Origin of the sequence: Cryobacterium ruanii (genome assembly GCF_004404055.1) — a bacterium.
In the GTDB taxonomy this organism is placed as follows: Bacteria; Actinomycetota; Actinomycetes; order Actinomycetales; family Microbacteriaceae; genus Cryobacterium; species Cryobacterium ruanii.
Genome location: NZ_SOHK01000007.1, coordinates 227,265 through 239,876, shown reverse-complemented (window position 1 = coordinate 239,876; position 12,612 = coordinate 227,265). Strand labels below are relative to the sequence as shown.

The 12,612-nt window shown below is 63.2% G+C and carries 10 protein-coding genes and 1 pseudogene; 6 read left to right on the top strand and 5 right to left on the bottom strand.

The genetic code is table 11. The features are described from left to right. Positions 1-103 precede the first annotated feature (103 nt). From E3T47_RS04605 to tkt, 3 genes are all read right to left on the bottom strand, one after another. Positions 104-1,705, bottom strand: coding sequence for a glucose-6-phosphate isomerase (locus tag E3T47_RS04605; RefSeq protein ID WP_134554694.1), 1,602 nt, complete (start codon positions 1,703-1,705; stop codon positions 104-106). Beyond that, positions 1,705-2,832 carry a transaldolase gene (gene tal / locus E3T47_RS04600; RefSeq protein WP_134554692.1) on the bottom strand — a complete coding sequence of 376 codons (1,128 nt, stop codon included), beginning with the start codon at positions 2,830-2,832 and terminating at the stop codon, positions 1,705-1,707. The genes E3T47_RS04605 and tal overlap by 1 nt, the downstream gene beginning before the upstream one ends. A gap of 113 nt (positions 2,833-2,945) precedes the next feature. Beyond that, positions 2,946-5,039 carry a transketolase gene (tkt, locus tag E3T47_RS04595; RefSeq protein WP_134554690.1) on the bottom strand — a complete coding sequence of 698 codons (2,094 nt, stop codon included), beginning with the start codon at positions 5,037-5,039 and terminating at the stop codon, positions 2,946-2,948. Between the two features lie 344 nt (positions 5,040-5,383). Here tkt and E3T47_RS04590 point away from each other — a divergent pair, with 344 nt between their 5' ends. Next, positions 5,384-6,304 (top strand): heme o synthase, encoded by a 921-nt coding sequence (locus E3T47_RS04590; protein ID WP_134554688.1) that lies wholly within the window; start codon positions 5,384-5,386, stop codon positions 6,302-6,304. A gap of 26 nt (positions 6,305-6,330) precedes the next feature. Here E3T47_RS04590 and E3T47_RS04585 read toward each other — a convergent pair whose 3' ends face one another. Both E3T47_RS04585 and E3T47_RS04580 read right to left on the bottom strand, forming a co-directional pair. Beyond that, positions 6,331-6,918 (bottom strand): hypothetical protein, encoded by a 588-nt coding sequence (locus E3T47_RS04585; RefSeq protein ID WP_134554686.1) that lies wholly within the window; start codon positions 6,916-6,918, stop codon positions 6,331-6,333. 47 nt (positions 6,919-6,965) lie between these two features. Further along, a complete protein-coding gene (locus tag E3T47_RS04580; protein WP_241981941.1) occupies positions 6,966-7,907 on the bottom strand; it encodes a COX15/CtaA family protein in 942 nt (313 codons plus the stop codon). Between the two features lie 354 nt (positions 7,908-8,261). Between E3T47_RS04580 and sufB the strand changes: the two genes are divergently transcribed. The 5 genes and pseudogenes from sufB to E3T47_RS04555 all read left to right on the top strand — a co-directional run bounded on the left by sufB (position 8,262) and on the right by E3T47_RS04555 (position 12,459). Further along, complete coding sequence (sufB, locus tag E3T47_RS04575) at positions 8,262-9,680, top strand: Fe-S cluster assembly protein SufB (RefSeq protein ID WP_134552418.1); 1,419 nt, start codon at positions 8,262-8,264, stop codon at positions 9,678-9,680. Further along, the gene (sufD, locus tag E3T47_RS04570; protein ID WP_134554683.1) at positions 9,681-10,928 is read left to right on the top strand and encodes a Fe-S cluster assembly protein SufD; all 1,248 of its coding nucleotides are present in this window, start codon (positions 9,681-9,683) and stop codon (positions 10,926-10,928) included. A 2-nt stretch (positions 10,929-10,930) separates the two neighbouring features. Beyond that, on the top strand, positions 10,931-11,257 hold the full coding sequence (locus tag E3T47_RS04565; protein ID WP_092340113.1) for a non-heme iron oxygenase ferredoxin subunit: 327 nt from the start codon (positions 10,931-10,933) through the stop codon (positions 11,255-11,257). A 66-nt stretch (positions 11,258-11,323) separates the two neighbouring features. Further along, the gene (sufC, locus tag E3T47_RS04560; protein WP_134554681.1) at positions 11,324-12,088 is read left to right on the top strand and encodes a Fe-S cluster assembly ATPase SufC; all 765 of its coding nucleotides are present in this window, start codon (positions 11,324-11,326) and stop codon (positions 12,086-12,088) included. A gap of 4 nt (positions 12,089-12,092) precedes the next feature. Next, positions 12,093-12,459: pseudogene (locus tag E3T47_RS04555) on the top strand (metal-sulfur cluster assembly factor). The last annotated feature ends 153 nt before the right edge of the window (positions 12,460-12,612 follow it).

The window sequence follows — 12,612 nt, the reverse complement described above, 5'->3', positions numbered from 1 at the left end:
TTGTACAGAAAGATTGGGGGACACAACACGGGAATGCTGCGAGAAAAAGTACGTCCAGTTGAGCAGTTCCTCGCGGGCAGCACCCGCGAGGAACTACGTGCGGTTAAGCCAGGGCCTGGAAGAGGGCGGTGATGTTCTGCTTGGGCTGTGTCAGGGTCAACGTCAGCACGGGGCGTCCGTGCTCGGCGAGCACGCTCGCATCGCCGCTGGCCTGCGCTTGAATGAGCTCGCCGAAGGTAAAGGGGCGCTCGGGAATTTCAAGGTCCTCCGCGGGGGTAGCCAGAATCTGTAGGTACACAGCGTTCGCCGGCCCGCCCTTGTGGAACTGCCCAGTGGAGTGCAGAAAGCGCGGTCCCCAGCCGAACGTCACGGGACGCTTCGACAGCGCGGCGAGTTTATTGCGAATATCGGCCAGCTCCGGGAGCGCGAGTCGGTTCACGTAGGCCTGAACGGCAACGTATCCATCGGCGCCGAGCTCCTCGAGCAACGCATCGATTGCCGAGGCGAGGTCGCTCGCTGCACCGATGACGTGCGGGGTGCCCCGCACTTCGATGCCGTCCGCGATGAACGCGGCTGGCTCCGGTGCCGGGCGGGCGTCGAGCAGACCGCGCGTGGCGATCTTGGCGGACTCCACGTCGGGCTGGTCGAACGGGTTGATGCCGAGCAGACGCCCGGCAACGACAGTCGCGTATTCCCAGACCAAAAATTGTGCGCCCAGGGTTCCGCTCACGTGAATTTCGCCGCCCGTTTCACTGAACAGGTCCGTCCCGGCGTCGGCGACAACCCGCACGAGCTGCACGTCCGGCAACGCCTCCGTCAGTTCGGGCGCGTCCAGTTCCAGCACCACGGGCAGAATGCCGGTGCCGAGCTTGCCGGTAGATTCAGCGATGAGTTGCTCGACCCAGTCCGCGAAGCCCACAATATGGGTGCCGTCCGAGACGATGGCGAGCTTGTCGCGGCGGGGGTTGGTGGCGGCGATTGCCGCACCCAGTACGAGTCCAGGATTCTCGGGGGAGTCCACGGCTAGAGCCAGCGAGAGAGCGTCGGCATCGTCGAGCAGTGCGCCGATATCCACACCGGCCAGTCCCGACGGAACGAGCCCGAACGCGGTCAGTGCTGAGTAGCGTCCGCCGACGGTGGGGTCGGCGTTGAAGACGCGGTAGCCGGCTTCTCGTGCGGATGCCTCGAGCGGTGACCCCGGGTCAGTCACGACGATGATGCGTTCGGCCGGATCAATACCGATCGCTCGGAACGCACGTTCGAACACACGGCGCTGGCTGTCGGTCTCGACGGTGGAGCCGCTCTTGGAGGAGACGACGAGGGCCGTACCTGCCAGGTTGTCGTTGAGGGCGGAGAGCACCTGGCCGGGGTCGGTTGCGTCAAGCACCGTGAGATTTACGTTGGCGGTGCGGGTGATGACCTCGGGGGCCAGCGACGATCCGCCCATTCCGGCTAGGGCGATCTGGGTGACACCGCGGGCCTGCAGGGTGGCTCGCAGCTCGACGATTTCGGCCACGAGCGGGCGAGACACGGAGACGGATTCGGTCCAGCCGAGGCGCAGCGCGGCTTCGGCTTCGACCTCCGGCCCCCACAGAGCGGGGTTCTGGGCCGTGATACCGGAAGCGACAAGGTCCGCGACCAGGGTAGGTACGGTAGCGCGAACGGCGTCGGCCGCGGCGCCGCTAACCGAGATGCGGAAGCTCATCAGACAGCCGACGTGGTCGACGCGGCCGTGAGGGCCGTCTGCACGGTGTCGAGCAGTTCGTTCCAGGACACCGCAAACTTCGACAGGCCTTCTTCTTCGAGCAGACGGGTGACGTCGTCATACGAGACACCCTGGGCGGCCAACGCGTCGAGCACCGCGTTTGCCGCGGCGTAGGATCCGGTGACCGAGTCGGCCGGGATGACGCCGTGGTCGGCGGCGGCCTGCATGGTCTTCTCGGGCATCGTGTTGACGACCTCGGGAGCGACCAGTTCCGTCACGTAGAGGGTGTCAGGCAGGCTGGCGTCTTTGACGCCGGTCGAGGCCCAGAGCGGGCGTTGCTTGGTGGCGCCGGCTTTGATCAGGCCGAGCGCACGCTCACTGCTGAACGCCTGCTCGTACACCTGGTAGGCGAGCTGCGCGTTGGCGACGCCGGCCTTGCTCTTGAGCGCGAGGGCTTCCGGGGTGCCGATCGCTTCGAGGCGGGCGTTGATCTCGGAGTCGACGCGCGAGACGAAGAATGAGGCAACCGAATGAATTGTGGAGAGATCGATGCCGGCAGCCTTGGCCTTCTCGAGTCCGGCAAGGTACGCGTTGATGACCTGACGGTGACGTTCCAGGCTAAAGATCAAAGTGACGTTGACGCTGATGCCGAGGGCGATGGTCGCCGTGATGGCTTCGAGGCCCTCGACCGTCGCGGGGATCTTGATCATGGCATTGGGACGATTGACCTTGGTCCAAAGCTTCTGAGCTTCGGCAACCGTTCCGGCCGCATTGCGGGCCAAGCCCGGCTCGACCTCGATCGAGACGCGCCCGTCCTGACCGTTGGTCGAGTCGTAGACCGGGCGAAAAATGTCACAGGCGGCGGCGACGTCGTCGGTCGTGATGGCGAAGACGGCATCGATCACGTTCGTTCCGGTGGCGGCCAGGGTCGCGACCTGCTCGGTGTAGGCCTCACCCTTGGCGAGGGCGCCAGCGAAGATCGTCGGGTTGGTCGTTACGCCGACGACGTTGCTGTTCTTGATCAGGTCCTGCAGTCCGCCGGAATTGATGCGTTCACGGGAGAGGTCGTCGAGCCAGATGCTGACGCCGGCTGCGGACAGCTCGGCGAGGGGCGTGGGGTTTGTCATGGTGAAAGTCTCCTGGTAGTGCTGCTGTCAGGCAGCTGGCTGATGCGATGTGTGGAGAGGAAAAGTGGGGTGATGTTGTGAGGAGTGGCTCTGACCCCGTACTCGGGGCAACGTCAGGAGGCGTTGATTGATTCCCTGGCGGCGGCCGCAACGGCTTCGGTGGTGATCCCAAATTCGCGGAACAGCGTCTGATAGTCAGCGGATGCCCCGAAGTGCTCGATCGAGATGCTACGTCCCGCATCGCCAACGTAGCGACGCCAGGTCAGCGCGAGGCCGGCCTCGACCGACACTCGTGCCGTGATCGCGGCGGGCAGTACCGATTCGCGGTACTCGCTGCTCTGCTCTTCGAACCACTCCAGGCACGGGGCGCTGACCACGCGAGCATTGATGCCTTCGCGGGCCAACTGGGCGCGGGCATCCACTGCCAGCTGCACTTCGGAGCCGGTACCGATCAGGATGACGTCGGGGGTTCCGCCGGCGGCTTCGACCAGTACGTAGGCGCCGCGAGCGACGTTCTTCGCCGAGGCGAAGATTTCAGCGGATGCCGCGCCCTCGCCACGGTCGTAGACGGGAATGTTCTGGCGGGTCAAGGCGATGCCGGCCGGGCCGCCCCGGCGTTCCAGGATGGTCTTCCAGGCCCAGGCGGTTTCGTTCGCGTCGCTGGGGCGCACCACGTCGAGACCGGGAATGGCGCGCAGGGTTGCGAGCTGTTCAACCGGCTGGTGGGTGGGGCCGTCCTCGCCGAGCGCGACGGAGTCGTGGGTCCAGACGAAGATCGACGGCGCCTTCATGAGCGCCGCCAGGCGAACGGCCGGGCGCATGTAGTCGCTGAAGATGAGGAACGTGCCGCCGAACGGGCGGGTATTGCCGTGCAGCACGATTCCGTTGAGAATCGCGGCCATAGCGTGCTCTCGAATGCCGAAGTGCAGCACGCGACCGTACGGGTTGCCGGTCCATTCACCGGTGGAGTGCTCGCTCGGAATGAACGAGGCAGCACCACCGATGGTGGTGTTGTTCGATTCGGCGAGGTCGGCCGAGCCGCCCCAGAGCTCGGGGATGACGCCGCCGAGGGCGGTGAGCACCTTGCCGGAGGCTGCGCGGGTCGAGACTGCGGTGCCGCCGGGAAAAACCGGGAGGGCGTCGTCGACGCCGTCGGGCAGGTCACCGGACAGCACCCGGTCCAGCAGTATTTTGCGTTCCGGGTTGGCTGCCGCCCAGGCGTCGAACTGCACTGCCCACTCGGCGTGCTGCGCCGCGCCGCGCTCCAGCGCAAGGCGCGTGTGAGCGATGACCTCGGGAGCGACATCGAAAGTCTTCTCCGGGTCGAAGCCGAGAACGGTCTTGACTCCGGCGAGTTCATCCGCACCGAGGGCGGAACCGTGGATCTTGCCGGTGTTCTGCTTCTTCGGGCTCGGCCAGCCAATGATCGTCTTAAGAATGATCAGGCTGGGCTTGCCGGTTTCCTCTTGGGCAGCCTCGATGGCCGCATTCAGCTCGGCGACGTCTTCTACGTACGAGCCGGTCTTCTTCCAATCCACCGTCTGCACGTGCCAGTCGTAGGCGGCATAGCGTGCCGCGACGTCCTCGGTGAAGGCGATGTTGGTGTCGTCCTCGATCGAGATCTGGTTGCTGTCGTAGATCGCGATCAGGTTGCCAAGCTGCTGGTGGCCAGCGAGAGAGGATGCCTCGCTCGTGATCCCTTCCTGCAGGTCGCCGTCCCCGGCGATCACGTAGACGAAGTGGTCGAACGGGCTGGCGCCGGTGACGGCGTCCGGGTCGAACAGGCCACGCTCGAAGCGCGACGCGTAAGCGAACCCGACAGCGGATGCCAGCCCCTGGCCGAGCGGGCCGGTGGTGATCTCGACGCCATCGGTGTGGCCGTATTCCGGGTGGCCGGGGGTCCTGGATCCCCAGGTACGCAAGGCCTTGAGGTCTTCGAGCTCGAGGCCGTAGCCGCCGAGATACAACTGCACGTACTGGGTTAGCGAGCTGTGGCCGACCGAGAGAATGAAGCGGTCGCGACCGATCCAGTCGTTGTCGGACGGGTCACGGCGCATGATTTTCTGGAACAGAAGGTACGCCGCGGGAGCGAGACTCATCGCGGTGCCCGGATGCCCATTCCCAACCTTCTCAACGGCGTCAGCCGCCAGGACGCGGGCGGTGTCGACCGCTTGGTTGTCGATGGAGTCCCATTGGAAAGCTGCCACGTCACGTAACCCTTCATTGAAGCGAAGGCGGGTTGAGCTCAACCCATCCTTTGATAGTTGTGCAATTGTCGGCAACCGTTCGCATGGCCTGTCACGCATTTCACACGCAGGACTGCACACGAAGTGTCACCCCCAGCGAGTTGGCCTGCATCACGCCGCCATCTCCCACCCGGGGGCTCGCCGAACTACTGATTCACTGTGGGGAGCTTATTAAGTATACGTAATGAACGCGGCGGGACGCTCGAAATGACGTTACATGGAGACGCATTCCCAATGCGGCTCGGGTGGAGCGGGCGACGGGTCGTGTCCTAGAATGGGATGACTTGCCTAGTGTTAGAGGATTAATGGACGTCGCCCTGAAGACCCCGGTCCGGAGCGGACCGCGCACGCTGAAGCGCACCGTCAAGGCGTATATCTCCCTCACGAAACCGCGAGTTGTCGAGTTGCTCCTCGTGGTGACCGCGCCCACGATGCTGCTGGCTGAGCGGGGCATCCCCAATTTGTGGCTGATCCTGGCGACGCTCGTTGGCGGATCGCTCAGTGCCGGATCCGCGGGTGCGTTCAACTGTTTCCTCGATCGCGACATCGACCGCCTCATGGAGCGCACCAAGAACCGCCCGCTGGTCACCGGGGAACTCAGCGACCGGGAAGCCCTAATCTTTGCCTGGGCGTTGGGCGCAGCATCCATCGTGTGGCTGGGATTGCTGACCAACTGGCTTGCGGCGGCGTTGTCGTTCGGCGCCATTCTTCTTTACGTCGTGTTTTATACGATCATTCTCAAACGTCGCACCCCGCAGAACATCGTCTGGGGTGGCGTCGCCGGGTGTATGCCCGTGCTCATCGGCTGGGCGGCGGTGACCGGCGACCTGTCCTGGCCGCCGATCATTCTCTTCATGATCATCTTCCTGTGGACGCCACCGCATTACTGGCCGCTGTCGATGAAGTACCGCAATGACTATCAGGCCGCCGGTGTTCCGATGCTCGCCGTTGTGCGTGGTCGGGCCCAGGTCGGACTGCAGGTCATTCTCTATGCCTGGGCCACTGTTGCCTGCTCGCTCCTGCTGATCCCGATCGCTGACATGGGGCTCCTGTACAGCTTCACCGCGCTCGTTACCGGCGGTTGGTTTATATATGAGACGCACCGCCTGTACAGCCTGGCCATTCGGCATGAGCGGGTGTCACCCATGCGCGTCTTCCACGGATCGATCGCCTACCTGACGCTGCTGTTCGTGGCGGTCGGTGTCGACCCGCTGCTTCCGTTCTAGGCCAGCCGGCCCAGTCCGCGTTGGAGCTACACGCGGCGGGTGAGGCGGGTGTCGATCTTACCGACGTCGGCCGAGTGGATGACGACCGTGACTACGCGTCCGGCCAGGGCCATGGCGTTCGCCGTGAAGTCTGAGGCCGTGACGGTGATGGCTGGAATGGCCGTGTCGTCGACGATCAGGTTCGACCGGTGGGTCAGCGCCAGCTCGATCTCGGATTGTTGCTGGGTGTGCCGCTCAGCCCACAATTGCGACCCGAAGTCGTAGGGGTTCTTGGCGTAGTTCATCACGATGTACTGCAGATGCTGGTCGAGCGCGTCCCGGATCGGATCGCCGCCGCGGTTGGTGGATCCCGGCACGTCGGTGAAAACGAATCCGCGCAGCTCGGCGATACCGACCGGTCCGGTCGGTGAATCTTCGAACCAGAAGTTACCCGACGGGTCGGAAAGCCAGTAGTGTGCCTGCGCTTCCAGGGTGCGGCCATGACTGCCGTACCAGCTCCAACCAAATTCCTGAATGCGCGGTTGCGGCACGAAGCCGAACACCGGTGGACCGAACAGGGCCAGGCGCGCCGCATCGTCTGGCGGCTTCGATGTGGCTCCCCGAACGCGATGCATGTCTGGAGAGTACACCGGCGGCCACCGCCAGGGGAGAGTCGCGCCGACTAATTCCGGTGGGTCCTGCTGATGGCGTATTCCGGGGCGCCGGCAACGACACCGATCGGTGCCTTGAGGTTCAGCACAACGGCGGTCATCGCTGCGGCGAGCAGGCAGGCGAGCACCATGTGCAGCCCGACGAGCACCGCCGGCAGCCCCAGGTTTGCCTGCAGCAGTCCGACCACAATCTGCACGAGCTCGATCATCAGCAGCGTCACGACGAAGGAGCGCACGGGCAGCTTGCCGCGAACGGATGCGACGAGCAGCACGAGCGTCAAGATCAGCGTCGCGTAGCCCGGCCAGGCGTGCAGGTGCTCGAGCAACTCGGCGTTGAAACCCGTGCGTCCGGCGGCAGCATCTCCCGAGTGCGGACCGGATGCAGTGGTCAGTACCCCCATCAGCACGGTCAGCGCCACAAAGAAACTCGTGGCGTGGGCCAGCCCGGCAAAACCGACCGGGACAATCAGGGCGCGCGGCCCCGGCGCGAGGTAGACCCGGTGCACGAGCACGGTCGCGATGCACACCATTATGAGCGACACCGTGAAGTGAAAGCCGACGATGAACGGGTTGAGGCCGGTCAGCACGGTGACGCCGCCGACGAGTGCCTGGGCGAGAACGCCCAGTCCGAGGATCACGGCGAGTAGAAACAGGTCCTTGCGCTCCCGACGCAAACGCCAGAGAAGTACGACGGCCGCGATCGCAATGATGCCGATCAGCCCCGTCATCAGCCGGTTGCCGAATTCGATGACTCCGTGCACCCCCATCTCCTGCGTTGGTACCAGGGAGCCAGCGACACAGGTCGGCCAGGTCGGACAGCCGAGTCCGGAACCCGTGAGGCGAACAGCGCCGCCAGTTCCGACAATCACAATCTCCGTCACGAGCGACAGCCAGGCGACCACCCGAATTCGTGCATCGATAGTGCTCGGTAGCCATTGGTATATCGGATTCACCGGTTCTGCTCCCATTTTCTAGCTTCTCGTCGAGCGTCTTCTGATCGTGCCCTGTGCAAATGTGAATCGACCAGCAAAGCACGCGTATCTCGCTGATCAACCTGTAGAATCGGTGTCTACATGGAGAACTTTCGTGTGGTCATGGTGACTGCACGGTTTTCAATCCGAATCGAACAGCGCCGCACCAAGCACTGATCGGTTCTGATTTATTTGGTTCCATGAATATTCTAAGTACGCAACGTAGCTGTCCACACAACCCGTTCCCGGCGGTCCCCATTGAGTTCATCTCTACCGGGGCCACCCGGGAATGACCGGACTAATATCCGGGTTGTGCTGGGTAGAGAAGAGGTAAATATGTCGGATGTCCTGCTCGACCGTCCTGACCTTGAGGGGATTGGCACCTACGAATTTGGGTGGGCCGACTCCGACAAGGCCGGGGCATCCGCTCGTCGTGGTATTTCTCCCGAGGTCGTCACTGACATCTCGAACCTGAAGTCCGAACCGGATTGGATGCTGCAGCGACGCCTCAAGGCCCTGCAGTTGTTCGAACGCAAGCCCATGCCCACCTGGGGCGCCGACCTCTCCGAGATCGACTTCGACAACATCAAGTACTTCGTGCGTTCCACGGAGAAGCAGGCGCAGACCTGGGACGACCTGCCCGACGACATCAAGAACACCTACGAGAAGCTCGGCATCCCCGAAGCGGAACGTCAGCGCCTGGTTTCCGGTGTCGCCGCGCAGTACGAGTCCGAGGTTGTCTACCACCAGATCAACGAAGAGCTTGAGGCCCAGGGCGTCATCTTCATGGACACCGACACGGCGCTCAAAGAACATCCGGAGTTCTTCGAAGAGTACTTCGGCACCATCATTCCCTCCGGTGACAACAAGTTCGCCGCGCTCAACACGGCCGTCTGGTCCGGAGGATCATTTGTCTACGTGCCTCCCGGCGTGCACGTGGAGATCCCCCTGCAGGCCTACTTCCGCATCAACACGGAGAACATGGGCCAGTTCGAGCGAACGCTCATCATCGCCGACGAGGGCAGCTACGTGCACTACATCGAGGGCTGCACCGCCCCGATCTACAAGTCCGACTCGCTGCACTCCGCTGTGGTTGAGATCGTCGTGAAGAAGAACGCCCGCGTTCGCTACACGACCATCCAGAACTGGTCGAACAACGTTTACAACCTCGTCACCAAGCGGGCCACGGCCGGCGAAGGTGCCACGATGGAGTGGATCGACGGCAACATCGGTTCCAAGGTCACTATGAAGTACCCGTCCATTTATCTGATGGGCGAGCACGCCAAGGGCGAGACCCTCTCGGTGGCATTCGCTGGACCCGGCCAACACCAGGACGCCGGCGCCAAGATGATCCACATGGCGCCGTACACCCAGTCGTCGATCGTGTCCAAGTCCATCGCTCGCGGTGGCGGGCGTAGCGGGTACCGTGGCGAAGTCCGCGTGGATGCCTCCGCACACCATTCCGCCAACACCGTTCGTTGCGATGCTCTCCTGGTCGACACCCAGTCGCGCTCCGACACCTACCCGTCCATCGACATTCGTGTGGATGACGTGCAGCTCGGCCACGAGGCCACCGTCTCCCGAGTCAGCGAAGAGCAGTTGTTCTACCTGATGAGTCGCGGCATGCCCGAAGACGAAGCCATGGCCATGATCGTTCGCGGATTCATCGAACCGATCGCCCGGGAGCTCCCGATGGAGTATGCCCTCGAACTCAACAAGCTCATTGAAATGGGCATGGAAGGATCCGTCGGCTAAATGTCCGCCGCTTCAGCGCTTTCGAAGAGCGCTTCAAAAACTGTGCCCGCACCATCTACACCCGCTGCGGGTTCGTCGACCCTGTCGCCCGGCCAGCACGGGATCAAAGAACATTCCGACGGTCGTTTCGGCTTCGTGCCGGTGCAAACTCGCTCGGACCGTTTCAAGAGCGTGAACGTGGCCGATTTCGAGGCCGTCACCGGCCGCGAAGCCGTCTGGAAGCACTCGCCCGTCGCGAAATTCAGCGACCTCACGGCCGGTGACCTTGACGGCTCCCGCTACGAGGTCGAGTCCACCCCGTCAGCGGATATTTCCGTCGAGTGGGTGCCCCGAACGGATGCCCGCATCGGAACCGCTGGCCTGCCGGAAGAACGGGCAGCCGCAAATGCCTGGTCGGTGTTCGATGAGGCTCTCGCCATCACGGTGAACGGCGAGGAAGCCAAGGAGATCACGGTCACGCGATCGGTTCTTGGCAATACCGCCCGCGGCGCCCACACGATCATCGAGGCCAAGCCGTTCAGTCAGGCAACGGTTATCCTTCAGAACATGGGCGAGGCTCGGCTCAGCGAAAACGTCGAGATCATCCTCGGCGAGTCCGCGAACCTTACGGTCGTCTCGCTTCAGGAATGGGATGACTCGGCGGTGCACTTGGCCAACCATTTCGCATCCGTCGGCCGTGACGCCCGCCTCAAGCATGTCGTCGTCTCTCTGGGCGGTAACGTCGTTCGAGTTAACCCCTCGGTGCGTCTAGCCGGACCCGGCTCCGATACGCTGCTCCTCGGTCTGTACTTCGCGGATGCCGGGCAGCACCTGGAGCAGCAGGTGTACGTCTTTCACGACGCGCCGAAGAGCCGCAGCCGGGTCAACTACAAGGGCGCCCTGCAGGGCCAGGACGCACGAACGGTCTGGATTGGCGATGTACTGATCGGCAACAAGGCTGCCGGCACCGATAGTTATGAGCAGAACCGCAACCTTGTACTCAGCGAGGGCACCCGCGCTGATTCCATCCCCAATCTGGAGATCGAAACCGGCGACATCGTCGGGGCCGGTCACGCCAGTGCCACCGGACGGTTCGACGACGAGCAGCTGTTCTACCTGCAGGCTCGCGGCATCACCGAGGAAGAAGCCCGCCGCTTGGTCGTGCGCGGCTTCCTCACCGAGGTCGTGCAACAGATTGGTGCCCCCGAACTTGAAGCGCGGTTGCAACTTGCAATCGAAGCCGAACTTATTGGAACGGACGACAAGTAAGCATGGCCGCAACGAAGATCTGCGCTCTCGATGAGCTCGAAGTTAACCAGGCCGTCAAGGTCGAAATCGATGGGGTAGCCATTGCCCTCGTGCGTGACGCCGCCGGGGACGTTTTCGCCATCGGCGACACGTGCACGCACGGTGATATCTCCCTGTCCGAGGGATTCGTGGAAGGCCAGACTCTCGAGTGCTGGGCTCACGGCTCGATGTTCTCCCTCACCACCGGCAAGCCGCTGTCCCTACCGGCCTACGACCCGGTCCCGGTTTACAACGTTGAGCTCATCGACGGTTTCGTCTTCGTCGATCCGTCCGTCACCGTCGCGGTCTGAGCTTGTCTCAAGCACCGACCGCCCCACCAGCTCATTTATTAATATCCAGAAGGGGATACGACTTTCATGTCTGTTCTTGAGATCAAAGACCTGCACGTCAGCGTCGAGACCGACCAGGGCACCAAGCAGATTCTGCGCGGCGTCAACCTCACCATCAATGAGGGCGAAATCCACGCCATCATGGGCCCGAACGGCTCGGGCAAGTCCACCCTCGCCTACACGATCGCCGGGCACCCCAAGTATCACGTCGAGAGCGGCTCCATCCTGCTCGACGGCGCCGAAGTGCTCACCATGACAGTGGATGCCCGCGCTCGCGCCGGCCTGTTCCTCGCCATGCAGTACCCGGTCGAGATTCCCGGAGTGACCGTCACCAACTTCCTCCGCACCGCCAAGACTGCCATCGAAGGTGAGGCCCCACCGATCCGCACCTGGATCAAGGACGTTCGCCAGGCCATGTCCAACCTGCGCATGGACAAGACCTTTGCCGAGCGCAACGTCAACGAGGGCTTCTCCGGTGGCGAAAAGAAGCGCAATGAGATCCTCCAGCTCGAACTGCTCAAGCCTAAGTTCGCTGTGCTCGACGAAACCGACTCGGGCCTCGACGTTGACGCCTTGAAGGTCGTCTCAGAAGGCGTCAATCGCGCCAAGGCCAACACCGGCCTCGGACTGCTCCTGATCACGCACTACACGCGCATACTGCGTTATATCCACCCCGACTTCGTGCACGTCTTCGTCAACGGTCGCATCGCCGAACAGGGTGGCCCCGAGCTCGCCGACCGCCTTGAGGACGAAGGCTACGATCGCTTTCTCGTTCCGTCGAACGTAGGCTGATCCCATGGCCTCCACACTCAGTCCGGCGCGCTTCGACGAAATCGAAGAAGCCCTCAAAGATGTCATGGACCCGGAACTCGGCATCAATGTCGTCGACCTCGGGCTCATCTATGACCTTGGCTGGGACGACGAGAACAATGCGCTCATCATCCACATGACCCTCACGTCGGCTGGCTGCCCGCTGACGGATGTGCTCGAGGANGTCGGCTGGCTGCCCGCTGACGGATGTGCTCGAGGAGCAGACGGCTGAGGCCCTGGACGGCGTCGTCGACCAGTTCCGCATCAACTGGGTCTGGATGCCGCCGTGGGGTCCGGATAAGATCACCGACGACGGTCGCGACATGATGCGGGCCCTCGGCTTCGCCATGTAGCTCGTGTGCGTACGAGGGCCCCGCCTGCTTCAGCAGGCGGGGCCCTCGTGCGTCGCTCGTCCATTAATTCGGTCGTGTTCCAATGCGGTGCCGGGCGGGGGGTCGCGCCGAAACGGGTCATCCGCTCCCCGTTCGAGCATTGAGGTGTTGCGG

What these genes read in the sequence shown, in the direction of transcription:
- E3T47_RS04605 (WP_134554694.1), bottom strand. Translation starts at nt 1,705, where the DNA reads ATGAGCTTCCGCATCTCGGTTAGCGGCGCCGCGGCCGACGCCGTTCGC.
- tal (WP_134554692.1), bottom strand. Translation starts at nt 2,832, where the DNA reads ATGACAAACCCCACGCCCCTCGCCGAGCTGTCCGCAGCCGGCGTCAGC.
- E3T47_RS04565 (WP_092340113.1), top strand. Translation starts at nt 10,931, where the DNA reads ATGGCCGCAACGAAGATCTGCGCTCTCGATGAGCTCGAAGTTAACCAG.
- sufD (WP_134554683.1), top strand. Translation starts at nt 9,681, where the DNA reads ATGTCCGCCGCTTCAGCGCTTTCGAAGAGCGCTTCAAAAACTGTGCCC.
- E3T47_RS04590 (WP_134554688.1), top strand. Translation starts at nt 5,384, where the DNA reads ATGGACGTCGCCCTGAAGACCCCGGTCCGGAGCGGACCGCGCACGCTG.
- sufC (WP_134554681.1), top strand. Translation starts at nt 11,324, where the DNA reads ATGTCTGTTCTTGAGATCAAAGACCTGCACGTCAGCGTCGAGACCGAC.
- E3T47_RS04585 (WP_134554686.1), bottom strand. Translation starts at nt 6,918, where the DNA reads ATGCATCGCGTTCGGGGAGCCACATCGAAGCCGCCAGACGATGCGGCG.
- sufB (WP_134552418.1), top strand. Translation starts at nt 8,262, where the DNA reads ATGTCGGATGTCCTGCTCGACCGTCCTGACCTTGAGGGGATTGGCACC.